General features: G+C 67.3%; 13 protein-coding genes and 1 pseudogene. 3 read left to right on the top strand and 11 right to left on the bottom strand.

All coding sequences use genetic code 11. From position 1 onward, the window contains the following. Positions 1-223: 223 nt before the first annotated feature. Positions 224-1009, bottom strand: a complete 786-nt coding sequence (locus tag AB0J62_RS16285; protein WP_363870543.1) for a methyltransferase domain-containing protein — start codon at positions 1007-1009, stop codon at positions 224-226. 63 nt (positions 1010-1072) lie between these two features. On the opposite strand from AB0J62_RS16285, the gene AB0J62_RS16280 reads away from it, so the two are divergent. Beyond that, the gene (locus AB0J62_RS16280; protein ID WP_363870540.1) at positions 1073-1807 is read left to right on the top strand and encodes a methyltransferase domain-containing protein; all 735 of its coding nucleotides are present in this window, start codon (positions 1073-1075) and stop codon (positions 1805-1807) included. Between the two features lie 20 nt (positions 1808-1827). Beyond that, positions 1828-2250: a hypothetical protein gene (locus AB0J62_RS16275; protein WP_363870537.1), complete on the top strand. Its 423-nt coding sequence runs from the start codon at positions 1828-1830 to the stop codon at positions 2248-2250. A 7-nt stretch (positions 2251-2257) separates the two neighbouring features. Here AB0J62_RS16275 and AB0J62_RS16270 read toward each other — a convergent pair whose 3' ends face one another. The 9 genes from AB0J62_RS16270 to AB0J62_RS16230 form a co-directional block, all read right to left on the bottom strand. Further along, positions 2258-2716 carry a class E sortase gene (locus AB0J62_RS16270; protein WP_363870534.1) on the bottom strand — a complete coding sequence of 153 codons (459 nt, stop codon included), beginning with the start codon at positions 2714-2716 and terminating at the stop codon, positions 2258-2260. Positions 2717-2980: 264 nt separating this feature from the next. Then, positions 2981-3517 carry an MOSC domain-containing protein gene (locus AB0J62_RS16265; RefSeq protein WP_363870531.1) on the bottom strand — a complete coding sequence of 179 codons (537 nt, stop codon included), beginning with the start codon at positions 3515-3517 and terminating at the stop codon, positions 2981-2983. Between the two features lie 5 nt (positions 3518-3522). Beyond that, entirely contained in the window at positions 3523-4239 is a 717-nt protein-coding gene (locus tag AB0J62_RS16260) for an aminoglycoside 3'-phosphotransferase (RefSeq protein ID WP_363870528.1), read from the bottom strand. 48 nt (positions 4240-4287) lie between these two features. After that, on the bottom strand, positions 4288-5286 hold the full coding sequence (locus tag AB0J62_RS16255) for a LacI family DNA-binding transcriptional regulator (protein ID WP_363870525.1): 999 nt from the start codon (positions 5284-5286) through the stop codon (positions 4288-4290). 28 nt (positions 5287-5314) lie between these two features. Beyond that, positions 5315-6190 carry a carbohydrate ABC transporter permease gene (locus AB0J62_RS16250; protein WP_363870522.1) on the bottom strand — a complete coding sequence of 292 codons (876 nt, stop codon included), beginning with the start codon at positions 6188-6190 and terminating at the stop codon, positions 5315-5317. Continuing rightward, entirely contained in the window at positions 6187-7143 is a 957-nt protein-coding gene (locus tag AB0J62_RS16245) for an ABC transporter permease subunit (protein ID WP_363870519.1), read from the bottom strand. Before AB0J62_RS16245 ends, AB0J62_RS16250 begins: the two co-directional genes overlap by 4 nt. Next, positions 7143-8768, bottom strand: coding sequence for a sugar ABC transporter substrate-binding protein (locus AB0J62_RS16240; RefSeq protein WP_363870516.1), 1626 nt, complete (start codon positions 8766-8768; stop codon positions 7143-7145). The genes AB0J62_RS16245 and AB0J62_RS16240 overlap by 1 nt, the downstream gene beginning before the upstream one ends. Before the next feature lie 166 nt (positions 8769-8934). After that, the gene (locus AB0J62_RS16235; RefSeq protein WP_363870513.1) at positions 8935-9774 is read right to left on the bottom strand and encodes a DUF11 domain-containing protein; all 840 of its coding nucleotides are present in this window, start codon (positions 9772-9774) and stop codon (positions 8935-8937) included. Positions 9775-9909: 135 nt separating this feature from the next. Then, positions 9910-12423, bottom strand: coding sequence for an adenylate/guanylate cyclase domain-containing protein (locus tag AB0J62_RS16230; RefSeq protein ID WP_363870510.1), 2514 nt, complete (start codon positions 12421-12423; stop codon positions 9910-9912). 122 nt (positions 12424-12545) lie between these two features. On the opposite strand from AB0J62_RS16230, the gene AB0J62_RS16225 reads away from it, so the two are divergent. Further along, positions 12546-13169, top strand: coding sequence for a hypothetical protein (locus tag AB0J62_RS16225; protein ID WP_363870507.1), 624 nt, complete (start codon positions 12546-12548; stop codon positions 13167-13169). On the opposite strand, the pseudogene AB0J62_RS16220 reads toward AB0J62_RS16225, so the two are convergent. Continuing rightward, positions 13166-13265 (bottom strand): annotated as a pseudogene (locus AB0J62_RS16220) (IS481 family transposase); the annotation flags it as partial. The gene AB0J62_RS16225 and the pseudogene AB0J62_RS16220 sit on opposite strands and share 4 nt — an antisense overlap.

Here is a 13265-nt window from a genome sequence, read left to right as displayed (position 1 = left end):
GGCTGATGTTACGGCCTGGACCGCCTTGCCGAAAACCGAGTTGCAGCTATTGACATCGTTTCGCGACCGTTACCCCCTGGACAGATGAACCCCCCTCTGCCCGAAGAGGCACTGGCCCTGTGCTCCGCCTTCCCCGCCGACCAGCAGCCCCGGCCGATCGTGAGCCGCTGGCGGATCGGGTGTTGGTGCAGAGGGACGGGATCCCGATTGAGGTGATCTCGGTCTAGCGGAGGCCGCGGGAGAGGAAGTGGAAGCCGGCGGCGATGAGGTTGGGGTCGGACTCGACCTGACGGGCCAGGAGGACGGCCGATGGGAGCAGGGTGTCGACGGCGTCGGGCGGGGTGTTCTGCAGGACGTTGGCGGCTGGGCCCTCCACTCCGAGGACCTGTACGTCGTTGAGGCCGGCGGTGGTGAGTTCGGTGGCCAGTTCGTCCGCGTGGTGGAAGTACGCGACGGTGAAGCCAGATTTGCCGTCGTTGCGGCCGGATGCGAAGGGTTCGGTGAACAGGTGGAGGTTCTCCGCGGTGAGGTGACCGTTGCTTCCGGCTTCGATCAGACCGCCGTACCGGTTGATCCCGGCCGCGATCACCAGGCCGCCGGGGCGCGTCACCCGAAGCGCCTCGGACAGCGCCTGGGCACGGTCCGACGCCTCGACCAGGTGGTAGAGCGGACCGAGCAGGAGCGTGACATCCGCGCTCGCGTCGGCCTGCCGCAGGTGGCGGGCGTCGCCGACCTCGGCGCTGAACGTGCCCACGGTCGCCGCCTGCTCGACATGTTCGGCGACCGGATCGACCAGCGTGACCCGGTGACCGTCCTCGGCCAGCCAGCGCGCGTGGATCCCGGTCGCGCCGCCGACATCGAGTACGTCGGACGCGGGCGGCAGCCATCGCCGGAGCAGCTCCTGGGTCCGGAGGAACTCCAGGCGGCCGTGTCCGGACCGGATCAGCCGGTCGTCCTCGACGTACCGGTCGCGGTAGAACTCGTGGATCAACGGATCAAGATCAACCATTCCCCCACTGTGCCGTCCGAAAATCCCAGGCACATCCCGTTTTGCCACCGGTACCCTGTGCGCGTGGTCGAGCTGAAGCACGAGGACTATCCGCGGGCCAACGGGTACGACGCCGAGTGGTTGCTGTCCGGTGACATGGGCCCGAATCCCCTGTGGTTGCTGGAGGATCTCGCCCGCGAGCTCGACCTGCGGCCCGGTATGCGGGTGCTCGACCTGGGATCGGGGAAGGGCGCCACCGCGGTCTTCCTGGCGAAGGAGTACGGCGTACAGGTGTGGGCCGCGGACCTGTGGGTCGACCCCACGGAGGCCGCCGCCTACATCGCGCCCCAGGACGGGGTGGTGACGCTCGAGGCGGAGGCCCACACGCTGCCGTTCGCGCAGGGCTTCTTCGACGCGATCGTGTGCATCGACGCGTACGAGTACTTCGGGACCGCGGACAACTACCTCGCCTACATCACGAGCTTCCTCAAGCCGGGCGGTCAGCTCGGCGTCGTGACGCCGGCGATGACCAAGGAGCTCCGCGAACTCGGCCACATCCCGGACCACATCAAGAACGTGGTCGGGTGGGAGGCCCTCGCCTGGCACACCGCGGACTGGTGGCGGTTCCAGTGGGAGATCACCGAACTGGTCGACGTCACCGCGGCGCGGCTGCAGGAGAACGGCTGGGCGGACTGGCTCAGATGGTCCCGCGCGGTCGCGGAGTACAGGGACGAGCGACGGGACGGCTCGCTCGACATGCTGGAGACGGATCAGGGCGAGTATCTGACCTTCGCCGTCCTGGCTGCCCGCAAACGCTGATCGCCTGGCATGCTGGGGGCATGAGCTGGGCTGTTTATGCGGTGCGCGGGCCAGGAGGCGTACGTCGCCTCGACGACATGCCGGTGGACTACGAGCCGCCATCGGTCGGTACGGCGACCGACGTGGTGGCCGCGGTCCGGGAGGTGGTGCCGGATGTCGACACGAGCAAACCGTCCTGGCTGGCGCTGCGAAGTCCGGAGTACGACGTCGAGATGACCATCGGCAAGGGGGTCGAGGTCCGCGACATCACGTTCTATCTGAACGACGGTCCGCGCTCGATCCCGATCGTGATGGAGATCAGCCGCAAGCTCGGGGTCACGCCGTACGACACCGAGTCAGGTGACTTCCTCACCGAGGAGTCCCGGCCGCCGGTGCCGCCGCCGATGACGCCGGACGAGATCAAGATGAACAAGCCGAAGTGGTGGAAGTTCGGCCGCAAGTAACTCCGGCTCAGGCCGGACGGGTGGCGACAAGGACGCCGATCTTGTTGATGCGGTGTTCGGGGTTGCCGAGTTCGTCGTGCCAGTAGTTGCCGGCGGCGTGGTCCTCGATGGTCGCGCAGGTTGAGATGGTGATCATCGCTTGGGTCGGCCTCACCCCCGGTCTGCCCGGTACGGCGGCGTTCTGCTGCGCCTTCTCGGCCGGCTTGCGGAACGAGATCGTCATCGTCCGGCTGACCACGTAGTCGTACACGATCCGGCCGGCGGTGATCAGAATATGGTCCCCGGTCCGCAACTCGGGCACTCGCTCCAACGGGCGTCCGTGGCTGACGCGATGCCCGGTGATGATGAAGTTCCCGATCTCTCCGGGGCCAACTCCGCCGGCCTTTCCCCGCGGACTCGCCGCGACGCCCCGATCCTGGATCTTGGTCCCTGGCCGGTCGTCCGCCGTGCCCACGTAAGCCACCACCCGCAATCCCCGGACTCCGGCCGACGGAATCGTCATGCTGACCGGGCCGGCCGCGGGCCGCGGCTTCGGCGTACTGGGAGGCGGGGTACTGGGCCGCTTGGTCGGAGTGGCAGACGGCGACTCAGTGGCAGTCGACGTGGGCGATGGCCCACCGGCCGGGGTCGTGTCACTACACCCAACCAGCGCGCACAACAGCACGACTACGCCCAGCCTCACCCTCCGAAGGTAAGGCAGCCCACCCAAAACCGCCCGAAATCCGTCGCTTCAGTCCAGCAGGGTGAGATCTGCTGGGCCTAGGTGGAGTACTCCGGAGGTCAGCGGAGTCGTGCGGATGCCGCCATGCCCGCGGAGTGCCTTCATCGCGCCGGGTGCCAGGACCTCGTCCATCCAGGCGCACGGGTTGGCCGGGCGGTTGGCTTGGAACGTGATAGGGCCGGTGCCGGAGTCCAGGGTGAAGCGGCGGCCGGGGACGCGGGTGCCGTCGGCCGCGCGATGGGCTGCCAGTGAGTCGATCGGGAAGCCGCGGAGGGTGATGTTGCGCCGGGTCAAGTGCGGGTCGAGCGGTTCGGGCAGTTCGAGCACCCGGGCGACCTCGTCGAGGGACGCGGCGTCGATCACCGTGATCGCGGCGTTCTTGTGGACCTTCTGGCCGTAGTACCTGTCGCCCACGATGCCCAGGCCGGCGCGAACCTCGATCGACGTCCGCGCGACCGACTCGGGATCCGGACGTGGTCCGTCCTGCGGTCGCCCCTCGAAGGCATGCTGTCGGGAGACGACGAACGCGACGAGCTCAACCAGCATCCGAATCAGCCCCAGGTGAGTGGATCGAGCAGGCGGAAGAACTGCAGGCGGCGCGGGTCAGGCTCCGGGAGCCCGTACGCGTCGAGGAAGGGCGCTGGATCGGCAGACCATTCATCGTGAAGCTGGATCGTGGTCAGCGCCAGATCGGAGTACCGGTCCGCAACGCCCAGCCGGCCCAGGTCGATCAGCCCGGTGACCTCCAGCGTCCGAGGATCGAAGAAGACGTTCGGCAGGCAGGCGTCGCCATGGCAGACGACAGGCTCGAGGACACTCTCGACATAGGGGCTCTCGGCAACCACCTGGTCCAGCAGCTCGGACGGCTGAAGCCGTCGCCATTCGTCGGTCAGGAAGGCCGGGTTCACCGCCCCCCGGCGTACGACGTCCGCCGCCGTGGCGATCACCGCCGCCAACGGGCGCTCGAACGGGCAATCGGTCAACGCGTGCAACGCTCGGAGCACCGATCCGAGGCTCCGCATCGCTGCACCGTGAGCCGAAGGCGGAAGCGCGTCACCAGGCACGCCAGGTACGGCGGAGGTCAGCATGCACGCCCCGTCAGAAGACTCGAGCCAATCGATGACCGTTGCGCCAGGAACTCCAGTGCCGGCGAGCCAAGCAACCCGATCCCGCTCGGCGGCCAGCTCCACAACACCCGGGGCCTGGCAGCACTTGGCGAAGACGTCGCCCTGGCGGTAGACCGTCGCATCGGACTCGCCGACGTCCACCAACGTCCACTCGTCAGAGCACGGCGGCAGCAATTCTCCCCCTGGTGGTCATACCCGGGACGACTCGCGCACGATCAGCTGCCACGGGAAGTCGAACACCTCACCCGGAGCGCCCTCTCGATCGGTCAGCCTGCTCACGATGATCTGCGCGAGCGCGTCGTTGAAGTCGACCGGTCCGACCGTCGACAAGGACGGGTCGAGATGCTCGCCCTCCGGCGTGTTTCCGACGCCGACGATCGCCAACTCCCGCGGTACGTCGATCCGCAGCCGATGCGCAACCCGGACGGCGGCGATCGCGGCGAAGTCCGTCGTGCAGTAGATCGCGGTCGGCCGATCCGGCTTCGAGAGCAACGCCATCGCGGCCCGGTACGCGCCTTCGGGATGCTGCTCGAAGACCTCGATGTCGTCCTCCCGGATCGGCCTGCCGGCGGCACGCAAGGTGTTCAGATAAGCGTCGAAGCGCGCGAAGCCGATCGTCCGTGAGGTCAGCGCACCGACCCGGTCGTGGTGCTCGAGCAGGTGCTCAACCGCGAGATGACACCGCGGCTCGGCACCAGAGCGGATCACGTCGAAGCCCCGCGGCTCGAGCGTCTCGCTGAACGCGACGATCTGCACGCCCTGCGCCGCGAACGCCTCCAGTTCAGCGATCTGCGACGGATCCGGCTTGACGCTGTCGATGAAGATCACGTCCGGCGTCCGGTTCGCCAGCACGGTCCGCCAGTCGCCGTCGGCCACGATCAACGCGGTCTTGCCGAGCGGAGTCACCGCCGTACTGACCGTGGCCGCGACCGCCTGTGACCACGGGTCCGCGAGCACGCTGAGCGAGAGCAGGACCAGGTCCGACTTCCCGGTGCGGATCGCCCGTGCCGCATCGTTGCGCCGGTACCCGAGCCGTGTGGCCGCCTCGCGGACCCGGTCCGCGGTCGTGTCCTTGATCGTGTGGCTGCGATGACGCCCGGACAGCACGTAGGACACGGTCGCGACCGAGACACCTGCCTCCTTCGCCACCATACGCAGCGTCGGCCGATCGGCCGCAGGTGAGGACATAGGACGATTGTAGGAGATCGGTCACGGCCTAACCTTTGACGGCGCCGGTGATGACGCCTTTGGTGAAGTGGCGTTGCAGGAACGGGTACACCATGGCGATCGGGACCAGGGCGACCACGACGACGGCCATCTGCAGGGACTGCGGTTGTGACGGCGGATGTACGCCGAGCTGATCCGCGGACAGCGACTTGCCCTGCAGCACGTACGTTCGAAGGATCACCTGCACCGGCCACTTCGACGTGTCGTTCAAGTAGAGCAGCGCGTTGAAGAACGCGTTCCAGAACCCGACCGCATAGAACAGCCCGACCACCGCGACCACGGCCTTCGACAGCGGCAGCACGATTCGTCGCAGGATGGTGAAGTCGCTCGCGCCGTCGATCCGCGCGCTCTCCAGCAACTCACCCGGGACGTTCATGAAGAAGGTGCGCAGGACAACGAAGTTGAAGGCGCCCAGGGCCCCGGGCAGGATCAGCGACCACAGGCTGTCGAGCAGTCCGAGCTGCTTCACCACCAGGAACATCGGGATGATCCCCGGCGCGAACAACAACGTGAACAGCACCATCAGCAGCACCGGCCGCCCGAACAGCACCGGCCGCGAGGTCGCATACGCCAGCGCGATCGTGACGGCGAGCGCGATCGCCGTACCCACCAGCGTGACGAAAACGCTGACCAGGATCGCCCGGCCCATCAACCCGCCGCCGAACAGCGTTTGATACGCCTTCAACGTCGGATGCGACGGCCACAGCACATACCCGCCGGCGTCGATGATGTCGCGATCGCTGGCCAGGGACGTCGAGATGACGACCAGGATCGGGATCACGATCACCAGCGCGAAGCCGCCGAGCACCAAGGCCTTGATCGCCTGGTACCCAGGAGAAGGACGTTCTTTCCAGATGGGTCTCATGCGCCGCGCCTTTGGAAGATCCCCGGCTCGCCGAGCCGATGGGCCAATGAGTTCGCGCCCCACAACAGCAACGCCCCGACCACGCCCTTGGCCAGGCCGGCCGCGGCGCCGCTGCTCCAGTCGCCGCCGACCACGCCCGCGTAGTACGTGAACGTGTCGAGTACTTCGGCCGCGCCAGGGCCGACCGAGTCGCGCTGCAGGATGAACTGCTCGAAGCCGACGCTGAGGATGTCACCAATCCGCAGGATCAGCAGCAGCACGATGACGGTGCGCAGCGACGGCAGCGTGATGTGCCACATCCGCCGCCACCGCCCAGCACCATCCGCCGCGGCGGCTTCATACAACGACACATCCACAGTGGTCAGCGCCGCGAGGAAGATGATCATCGCCCAGCCCGCGTCCTTCCAGACCAGCTGTGCGACCACCAGCAGCGGGAACGTGTCCGGGTTGGTCATGAACGGAATCGGATCCAGCCCAGCGTGCCGGAGCAGGTTGTTCACGAACCCCGCTCCGCCCAGCGACTGCTGGAACAGCGTCACGACCAGCACCCAGGACAGGAAGTGCGGCAGGTAGGCGATCGTCTGGAACCATCGCCGCAGCCGGTTGCTGACCAGCGAGTCGACGATCAGCGCCAGCCCGATCGGCACCGGGAAGAACAGCAGCAGTTGTACGGCGGCCAGCAGCAGCGTGTTCCGCAACGCGTCCCAGAAGTCCGGGTTGTCGTAGAGGTTGACGAAGTTCTGCAGCCCGTTCCACTCGCTGTGCATGATGCCGAGGTACGGCTGGAAGTCCTGGAACGCGACGACGTTCCCCAGCACCGGCAGGTAGAAGAACACCAGCAGGAAGAGGACGCCGGGGATCATCAGCAGTACCATCTGCCAGTCCCGGCGCCACTTCGCCGCCAGCGGCAGGGCCACCTTCGCCTGCCGCTTCCTGGCACTCGCCTTCAGCATCACGAGCCGGTGACCGGCACGCTCGACGGCAGCACGGCCGCGAACTCGTCGCGCATCTTGTCACCGCCGCCGGACTTCCAGCGCTTCAGCGCCGCGTCGTACGCGTCCATCTTCTGCCGGCCGGTGACGATGTCGACGATCGTGTCGCGGAACGCCGCGGTCAGCTTCGGACCGAGCTTGCTCGACGTGTCGGAGTACGTCCCCGCGGTCGGATTCCGCATCGCGTACTTCAGCAGCTTCTGCTCGGTGGCGTAGATCTTGCGGGTGTCGTCCGGGTACGCCGGGTTGAAGATCACGCTCTCCGGCGAGTTCATGATCTGCAGCGCGCTGACCAGACCGGGGGCCTGCTGGTTGCCGGCCTTGGTGAGGACCGGGTTCTTCTGCGCATCCAGCTGGTACTGCTGGCCCTCGACGCCGAAGTTCTTGATCAGGTATTCCTTCGTGCCGAACGGCGCGGACAGGTAGTCCATCAGCGCGAGCAGCTCACGGATCCGGCCTTCGTCGGTCTTCTTGAACGGCGTGAACCCGACCGTTCCGTAGCCCATGTCGTACGTCGGTTTCGCCTTGCCGTCGTGGCCGAACGGGATCATCGTGTCCACGAACAGCGTCGGGTCGAGGTTCCGGAAGTCGGCGGTCGCCCGTGGGCCGACCGTGACCTGCGCGGCGATCTGGCCGTTCACGGTCTTCGGCGTGGCGTCGGCGAGGTTCAGGTCCGGGTAGAACACCTTCGCCGCCCAGAGCTTGGCGGCGTACTCGACGGCGGCCTTGTAGTTGTCGGTCTCGTACAGGTAGGTGAGCGATCGGTCCTGGTTCACCCGCCAGCCGTTCGGGGCGCCGAACCACTCGCCGAACATGTGCAGCATGTTGATGATCGCCGGCTCGAGGGCGTAGTTCGTGCCGTTGCTCAACTCCTTGCACTTGGCAAAGAACTCGTCAGCGGTCGAGCACTGCAGACCGCCGACCTTCGCCCAGGTCTTCGGGTTGCCCATCATCACCTGACCGAACGGCGTCGACGGGATCGGCGCACCCCAGATCTTCCCGTTCACCACCGCGGTCCGCCAGGAGGCCGGCTTCAGCGCGGCCAGGTTCGGGTACTCCAGCACCGCGTCGCCGGACAGGTACTTGGTCAGGTCCTGGAACTTGGCCTCGAGCATCGGGCCGATGTTCGGGATGCCCTGGTTCGGCGGCAGCCACATCAGGTCCGGCAGCGAGTCGCTGGCGAGCAGCGTGGCGAACTTCTCCGGGTAGCCGGGGTCGGTGCCGATGGTCAGCTTGAGCTCGCCGCCGAGGGCGGAGTTCAGCGCCTGCCACATCGGGTTGCTGCCCATCGGCGGCGGAGGCGTCGCGAACGTCTCGGTCAGTGCGGTCACCGAGCTCTTCAGCGGCGGCGCCTTCACACTCGCGATCGCGTCCGCCGGGAACTTCAGGAACCCGGGCTCCAGGCCGGACTCGGCCCCGGGGAAGTCCGGGTGCAGCCCCTCGAACGGTTTGTACGTCGGGAGCGTGAGCTCACCGGACGCCTTCGCCCCACCGCTCGACGCTCCACCGTCCCCACAGGCCGCCAGCGTCGTCGAAGTGGCAACCGCCGCACCGGTCACCTGCAGAAACCGTCGCCGACTGATCATAGTTGCTCCAAGTTTCGAAGAAGTGCTCACTAATAATCACTTAAACGTTAACCTGGACCGTAAACCTCTGCCGCCTCCGGATGCAAGGCATGAGACAAAAATGAAGCCGGCGGCCGCGGGCTCGAGAACCCGCGGCCGCCGGCCGTCCTACTTGTTCAGTGCGTTGTCAGCACGAGACGATCAACAAGGTCAGCGCCCGGCAGACCTTGGTGGCCTTGTCGTTCGCCGCCACCGGGTCGACCGGTGAGCTGGCCGTCCGCTGCGCCGTCGTGGTCAGCGTTCCGAGCGTCAGCATCCCTGCGGACACGGTCAGCGTGCCGGTCGCGGTCTGTCCGCTCGCGAGCGATGCGATGTCACAGTTGACCGATCGCGTCGTCCCGACCCGCGTGCAGGTCGAGCTGACGTAGGCCAGGTTGGCCGGGAACGTGCCGACCACCCGGACGCCGGTCGCGTCGCTCGGGCCGTTGTTTGTCACGCCGATCGTGTAGGTGATCCGCGAACCGGCAGCCTTCCCGGTGATCGATACGGCGATGTCGGCGGGCGCCTCCTTGATCGTCAGCTCCGGCCCGTCGATGATCTCGAACGAGAAGTTCTCGCCGACGAACTGGTGCTGCAGCTGGATCGTCCCCAGCGGCGCGTCGTCCTTCACCCGGAAGGTGAAGGTGATGGTCTTGGACGCGCCCGGCGGTACGTCGCCGGTGCCGGCCCGGACGCTGGTCCCGAGCGTGTCGCACGCCGTGGCCTCCGGGCAGGACACCAAGTCGACCATGTCCGGCAGCATCGCGTCCTTGGCGTACAACGTCGCCTTGCCGCCCATGACGGTCGACGAGTCGGAGTTGTACACGGTTTGCTTGATCGTAAAGGTCTCCCCGCGGGCGACCGACGTCGTACTGACCTCGATCGCACTCGTCGGCGGCGCCGCCTGCGCGGCCACCGGGACCGTCACCAGTGTCGCACCGGCGACTGCCGTCACCAGCGCGGCACGAAACAACTTCAAGGCATGCATAAGCAAAAGCCCCCCATCCCCATTTGAACCCCAGTAACAACTTCCCCCAGAGACCGCCGATGGCGGTGCAAGCAGTATGGTGGCGACCTTCACAGCCGGTCAACCGCTCGCCGTTGCCTTGTACAACCTCACGCCTCAGAAATCCAGTCTCTGGAGCAGATCCTCGACGCGTTCGGTGCGGCCCGCGAGCCGGTGGCGCTCCCATTCCGCGCGGGAAAGTGCATCGCCGACCAATTCAAGCGCCTCCGCGAGCTCCTCGTCCGCGTACGGGTTGACGATCTCCAGCCGTTCACCCATCGCCTCCTCCGCGCCGAACAGCTCGGCCGCCCCGGCGGGGTCGCCGAGCCGCAGCAGGATGTTCATCGCGGTGTTCGAGAACGCCATGGTCAGAGACGGGCTGCCGAGCGCCACCACGGTCGGCGTCAGGTGGCGAGCCAGCTCCGCGGCCTCGCCGACGCGATCGGCGAGCGCCAGCAGGTAGGCCAGGTTCTGTCCGTGGATGGTGACCTCGAACGCGTCCCCCAGCGACTCGCTGATGCCCAGGGATTCACGGAGCAGCTCCTCGGCCCGGTCGAGATGTCCGAGTGCCTCCTCGATGCCGCCGAGATGACCCAGGACCCGGGCCAGTCGCCAGCTGTCGTCGAGCGTGCGGAGTCGCTCGACGGCTTCGGTCAAGGTCTGCCTGGCCGCGTCCAGATCGCCCTGCTGGCGTTGCGCCGTGCCGAGGACGGTCATCCCGAACGCGATGCCGGCCGCGTCGTCGAGTTCGCGCGACATGGCCAGGCTCCGCGCGGCAACCTGGTAGCCACGATCCGTCTCGCCCTGCAAGAGAAGGACATTGCTCAATCCACGCAGACAGGCGGCCAGCTCGGGCGAGGACGTCGTACCCGCGGCTGCAACGACTTGTTCGTGCCAGCGGCGGCTCTCGATGTGGTACGCGCCGAGCTGCCAGACCCATCCGAGGGCCGAGCACAGACGTAGCGCGGTCCGGAGGTCGTGGTCTGTCGCCCAGGCGAGCGCGGCGCGGTAATTGTCGAGGTCGGCCTCGGCGCGGTCCATCGGCGGCTCCGCCATCGACCTCTTGAGGATCTCGAGTCGCTCGGCCAGGTCGGTGAAGTACGTGGCGTGACGGCTGTAGATGGCCGCTGATTCCTCGGTCGCCTTCAGCTCGTCGGCGGCGTACTGATGGATGGTCTCGAGCAGCTCGACTCGGGTGCCCTCGGGTCCTTCGACGAGCCTGATCAGGTTGGCATCGCTCAACTCTGCCAGGGATTCCAGCGGATCGATGCCGGTCGCAACTTCTTGGATCGCGGCCAGGTCGGCGCCGCCGGAGAAGGCCGCCAGGCGACGGAAGGTACGGCGATGCTCGGGGGTGAGCAGCTCGTACGACCAGGCGATCGTCTCCCGCAAGGTCCGCTGGCGTTCCGGGGTCACGCTGCTCGTCGACGCGATGTCGAGCGACTGGTCGACCCGGGCCAGCAACTCCTTGACGCTCAGCAGGCGAACGCGCGGCGCGCAGAGCTCGATCGCGAGCGGAAGCCCGTCGAGCCGCCGGCAGATCTCGAGTACGTCGTCGGAGTACGTGAACGTCGGCTGCACCGCGCGGGCGCGCTGCATGAAGAGCTGTACGGCGGCAGAGTCCTTGTCCGTGACGGGCAGCGGCGCCACGGGATGCAGGTGCTCGCCGACCAGTCCCAGCGCGCGCCGGGAGGTCGCGACGATCTTCACGTGGGCCGCACCTTCGATGATCTCGGCAACGATCTTGCCGGCGTCGGGGAGTTGCTCGAGGTTGTCGAGGACAAGCAGGAGCGAGCGCTGCGCGAGGTACGCGACGATCCGCCCACGCTCCCTCGGCGGTACGTCGAGCACTTCGGCGATCGTCGTCCACAGCACCGACTCGGACGTGGCCGCCGCCAGCGGAACGAAGTACACCCCGCCGGGGACCTTCGACGCCGCACCGATCGCGAGGCGCGTCTTGCCCGATCCACCGGGACCGGTCAGCGTGACGAGCCGTACATCGGATCGGTCGAGCAGGGCGACGATGCGTTCGACGTCATGCTCGCGACCGAGCAGAGCGGTCGCGGGAGCCGGAAGGCTGGTCGACGTACCGATGGTGCGCGGGGGCGGGAAGTCGGTCTGCAGGCCGTCGACCGTGACCTGGAACAGGTGCTCCGGCTCCGGAATGTCCTTCAAATGATGGGTTCCGAGGTCACGCAGCGTCACGCCGTCGGGCAGTTGGGTGAGCTGACCGGTGACCGCCGAGACCACGATCTGGCCACCCTGCGCCGCGGCACCGATCCGCGCCGCGAGATGGACGTCCATTCCCCAGTAGTCGCCGTCGTACACACCCGGCGTACCGGTGTGGATACCCATCCGCACGCGCAGCCGTTCACCGCCCGGCCATCGGTGCTCCGCCAGCCCGCGCTGCCCGTCGACCGCCGCCCGCACCGCGTCCCCGGCCGTCTCGAACACGACGAAGAAGCTGTCGCCCTCGGTCCCCATCTCCGTCCCGCCGTACGTCGTCCAGACCGCCCGCAGGATCCGGCGATGTCCTTCCAGCGCATCGAGGTACCGATCCCCCAGCCGCCGCAGCAGCACCGTCGACCCCTCGATGTCGGAGAACAACATCGACACCATTCCCCCACCCATGCCGACAGTCTCGACAACTCACCACAGAACGTCGAGAGTTGGCGGCAACTTTTGCCGACGACCTGGTGTCTCATCCGGTGCGCGGCCAAGGAGGCAGCGAACATGAGCTGGGGGTAAGGAAGATGAAGCGGTTCGGAATCGTTGCGGGGGCTGTCTCCGGAGTGGCTGCGCTGGCCGGGGCGGGCGCATTGCTGCTGGGCGGGGCGGTGCCGAGCAACGCCGCCACCGAGCAGATCAGGACGGTTGCCTCGAGCAACAGCACGGCCTCCACGCCGGTGCGCTACAAGACCCGGTTCTTCCTGCACTACGACGAAGGCAACCACGCGATGGCGGTGCTGCCGACGACCTGGCGGGACGTCGAGCTCGGGGACTGGCAGGCGCGCTTCGACGACAGCGCGAACAACCGGATGATCCGGTTCGACGCGAACTACAACTACAAGATCGGCACCGTGACCGCGCTCAACCGCAAGATCGCCGCCCTCAAAGGCACCCGCGGTCTGCACATCGTCGGCACCTCGACGGTCGGGATGAACTCGACCAACCACCAGGGCCGGCTGACCGTGAGCACGGTCGTCTACACCTACAAGAGCGGCAACACCACCCGCTGGGTCGCGACCCGGTACGTCGGCCTCGATGGCAGCAAGAGCGCGGACGTCGAGATCTCGACCGCCGGCTCGCCCGCGGACAGCAAGGTGCTCGGCGCGGTCATCAACTCCGCGACGACCTCCCTGGCCCTGGCCGGCTAGCTGTATGAGGTCATGACGTTGGTGATGTGTTGGTGGAGTCGGGCGGCGGGTGGTTGGTTTCCGGCGGTGGTGTGGGGTCGATGGTAGTTGTAGTGG

The organism is Kribbella sp. NPDC049584 (assembly GCF_040675555.1).
GTDB lineage: Bacteria > Actinomycetota > Actinomycetes > Propionibacteriales > Kribbellaceae > Kribbella.
Note: the sequence above shows the minus strand (reverse complement) of the source record. Positions and strands in the feature narration are given on the sequence as shown.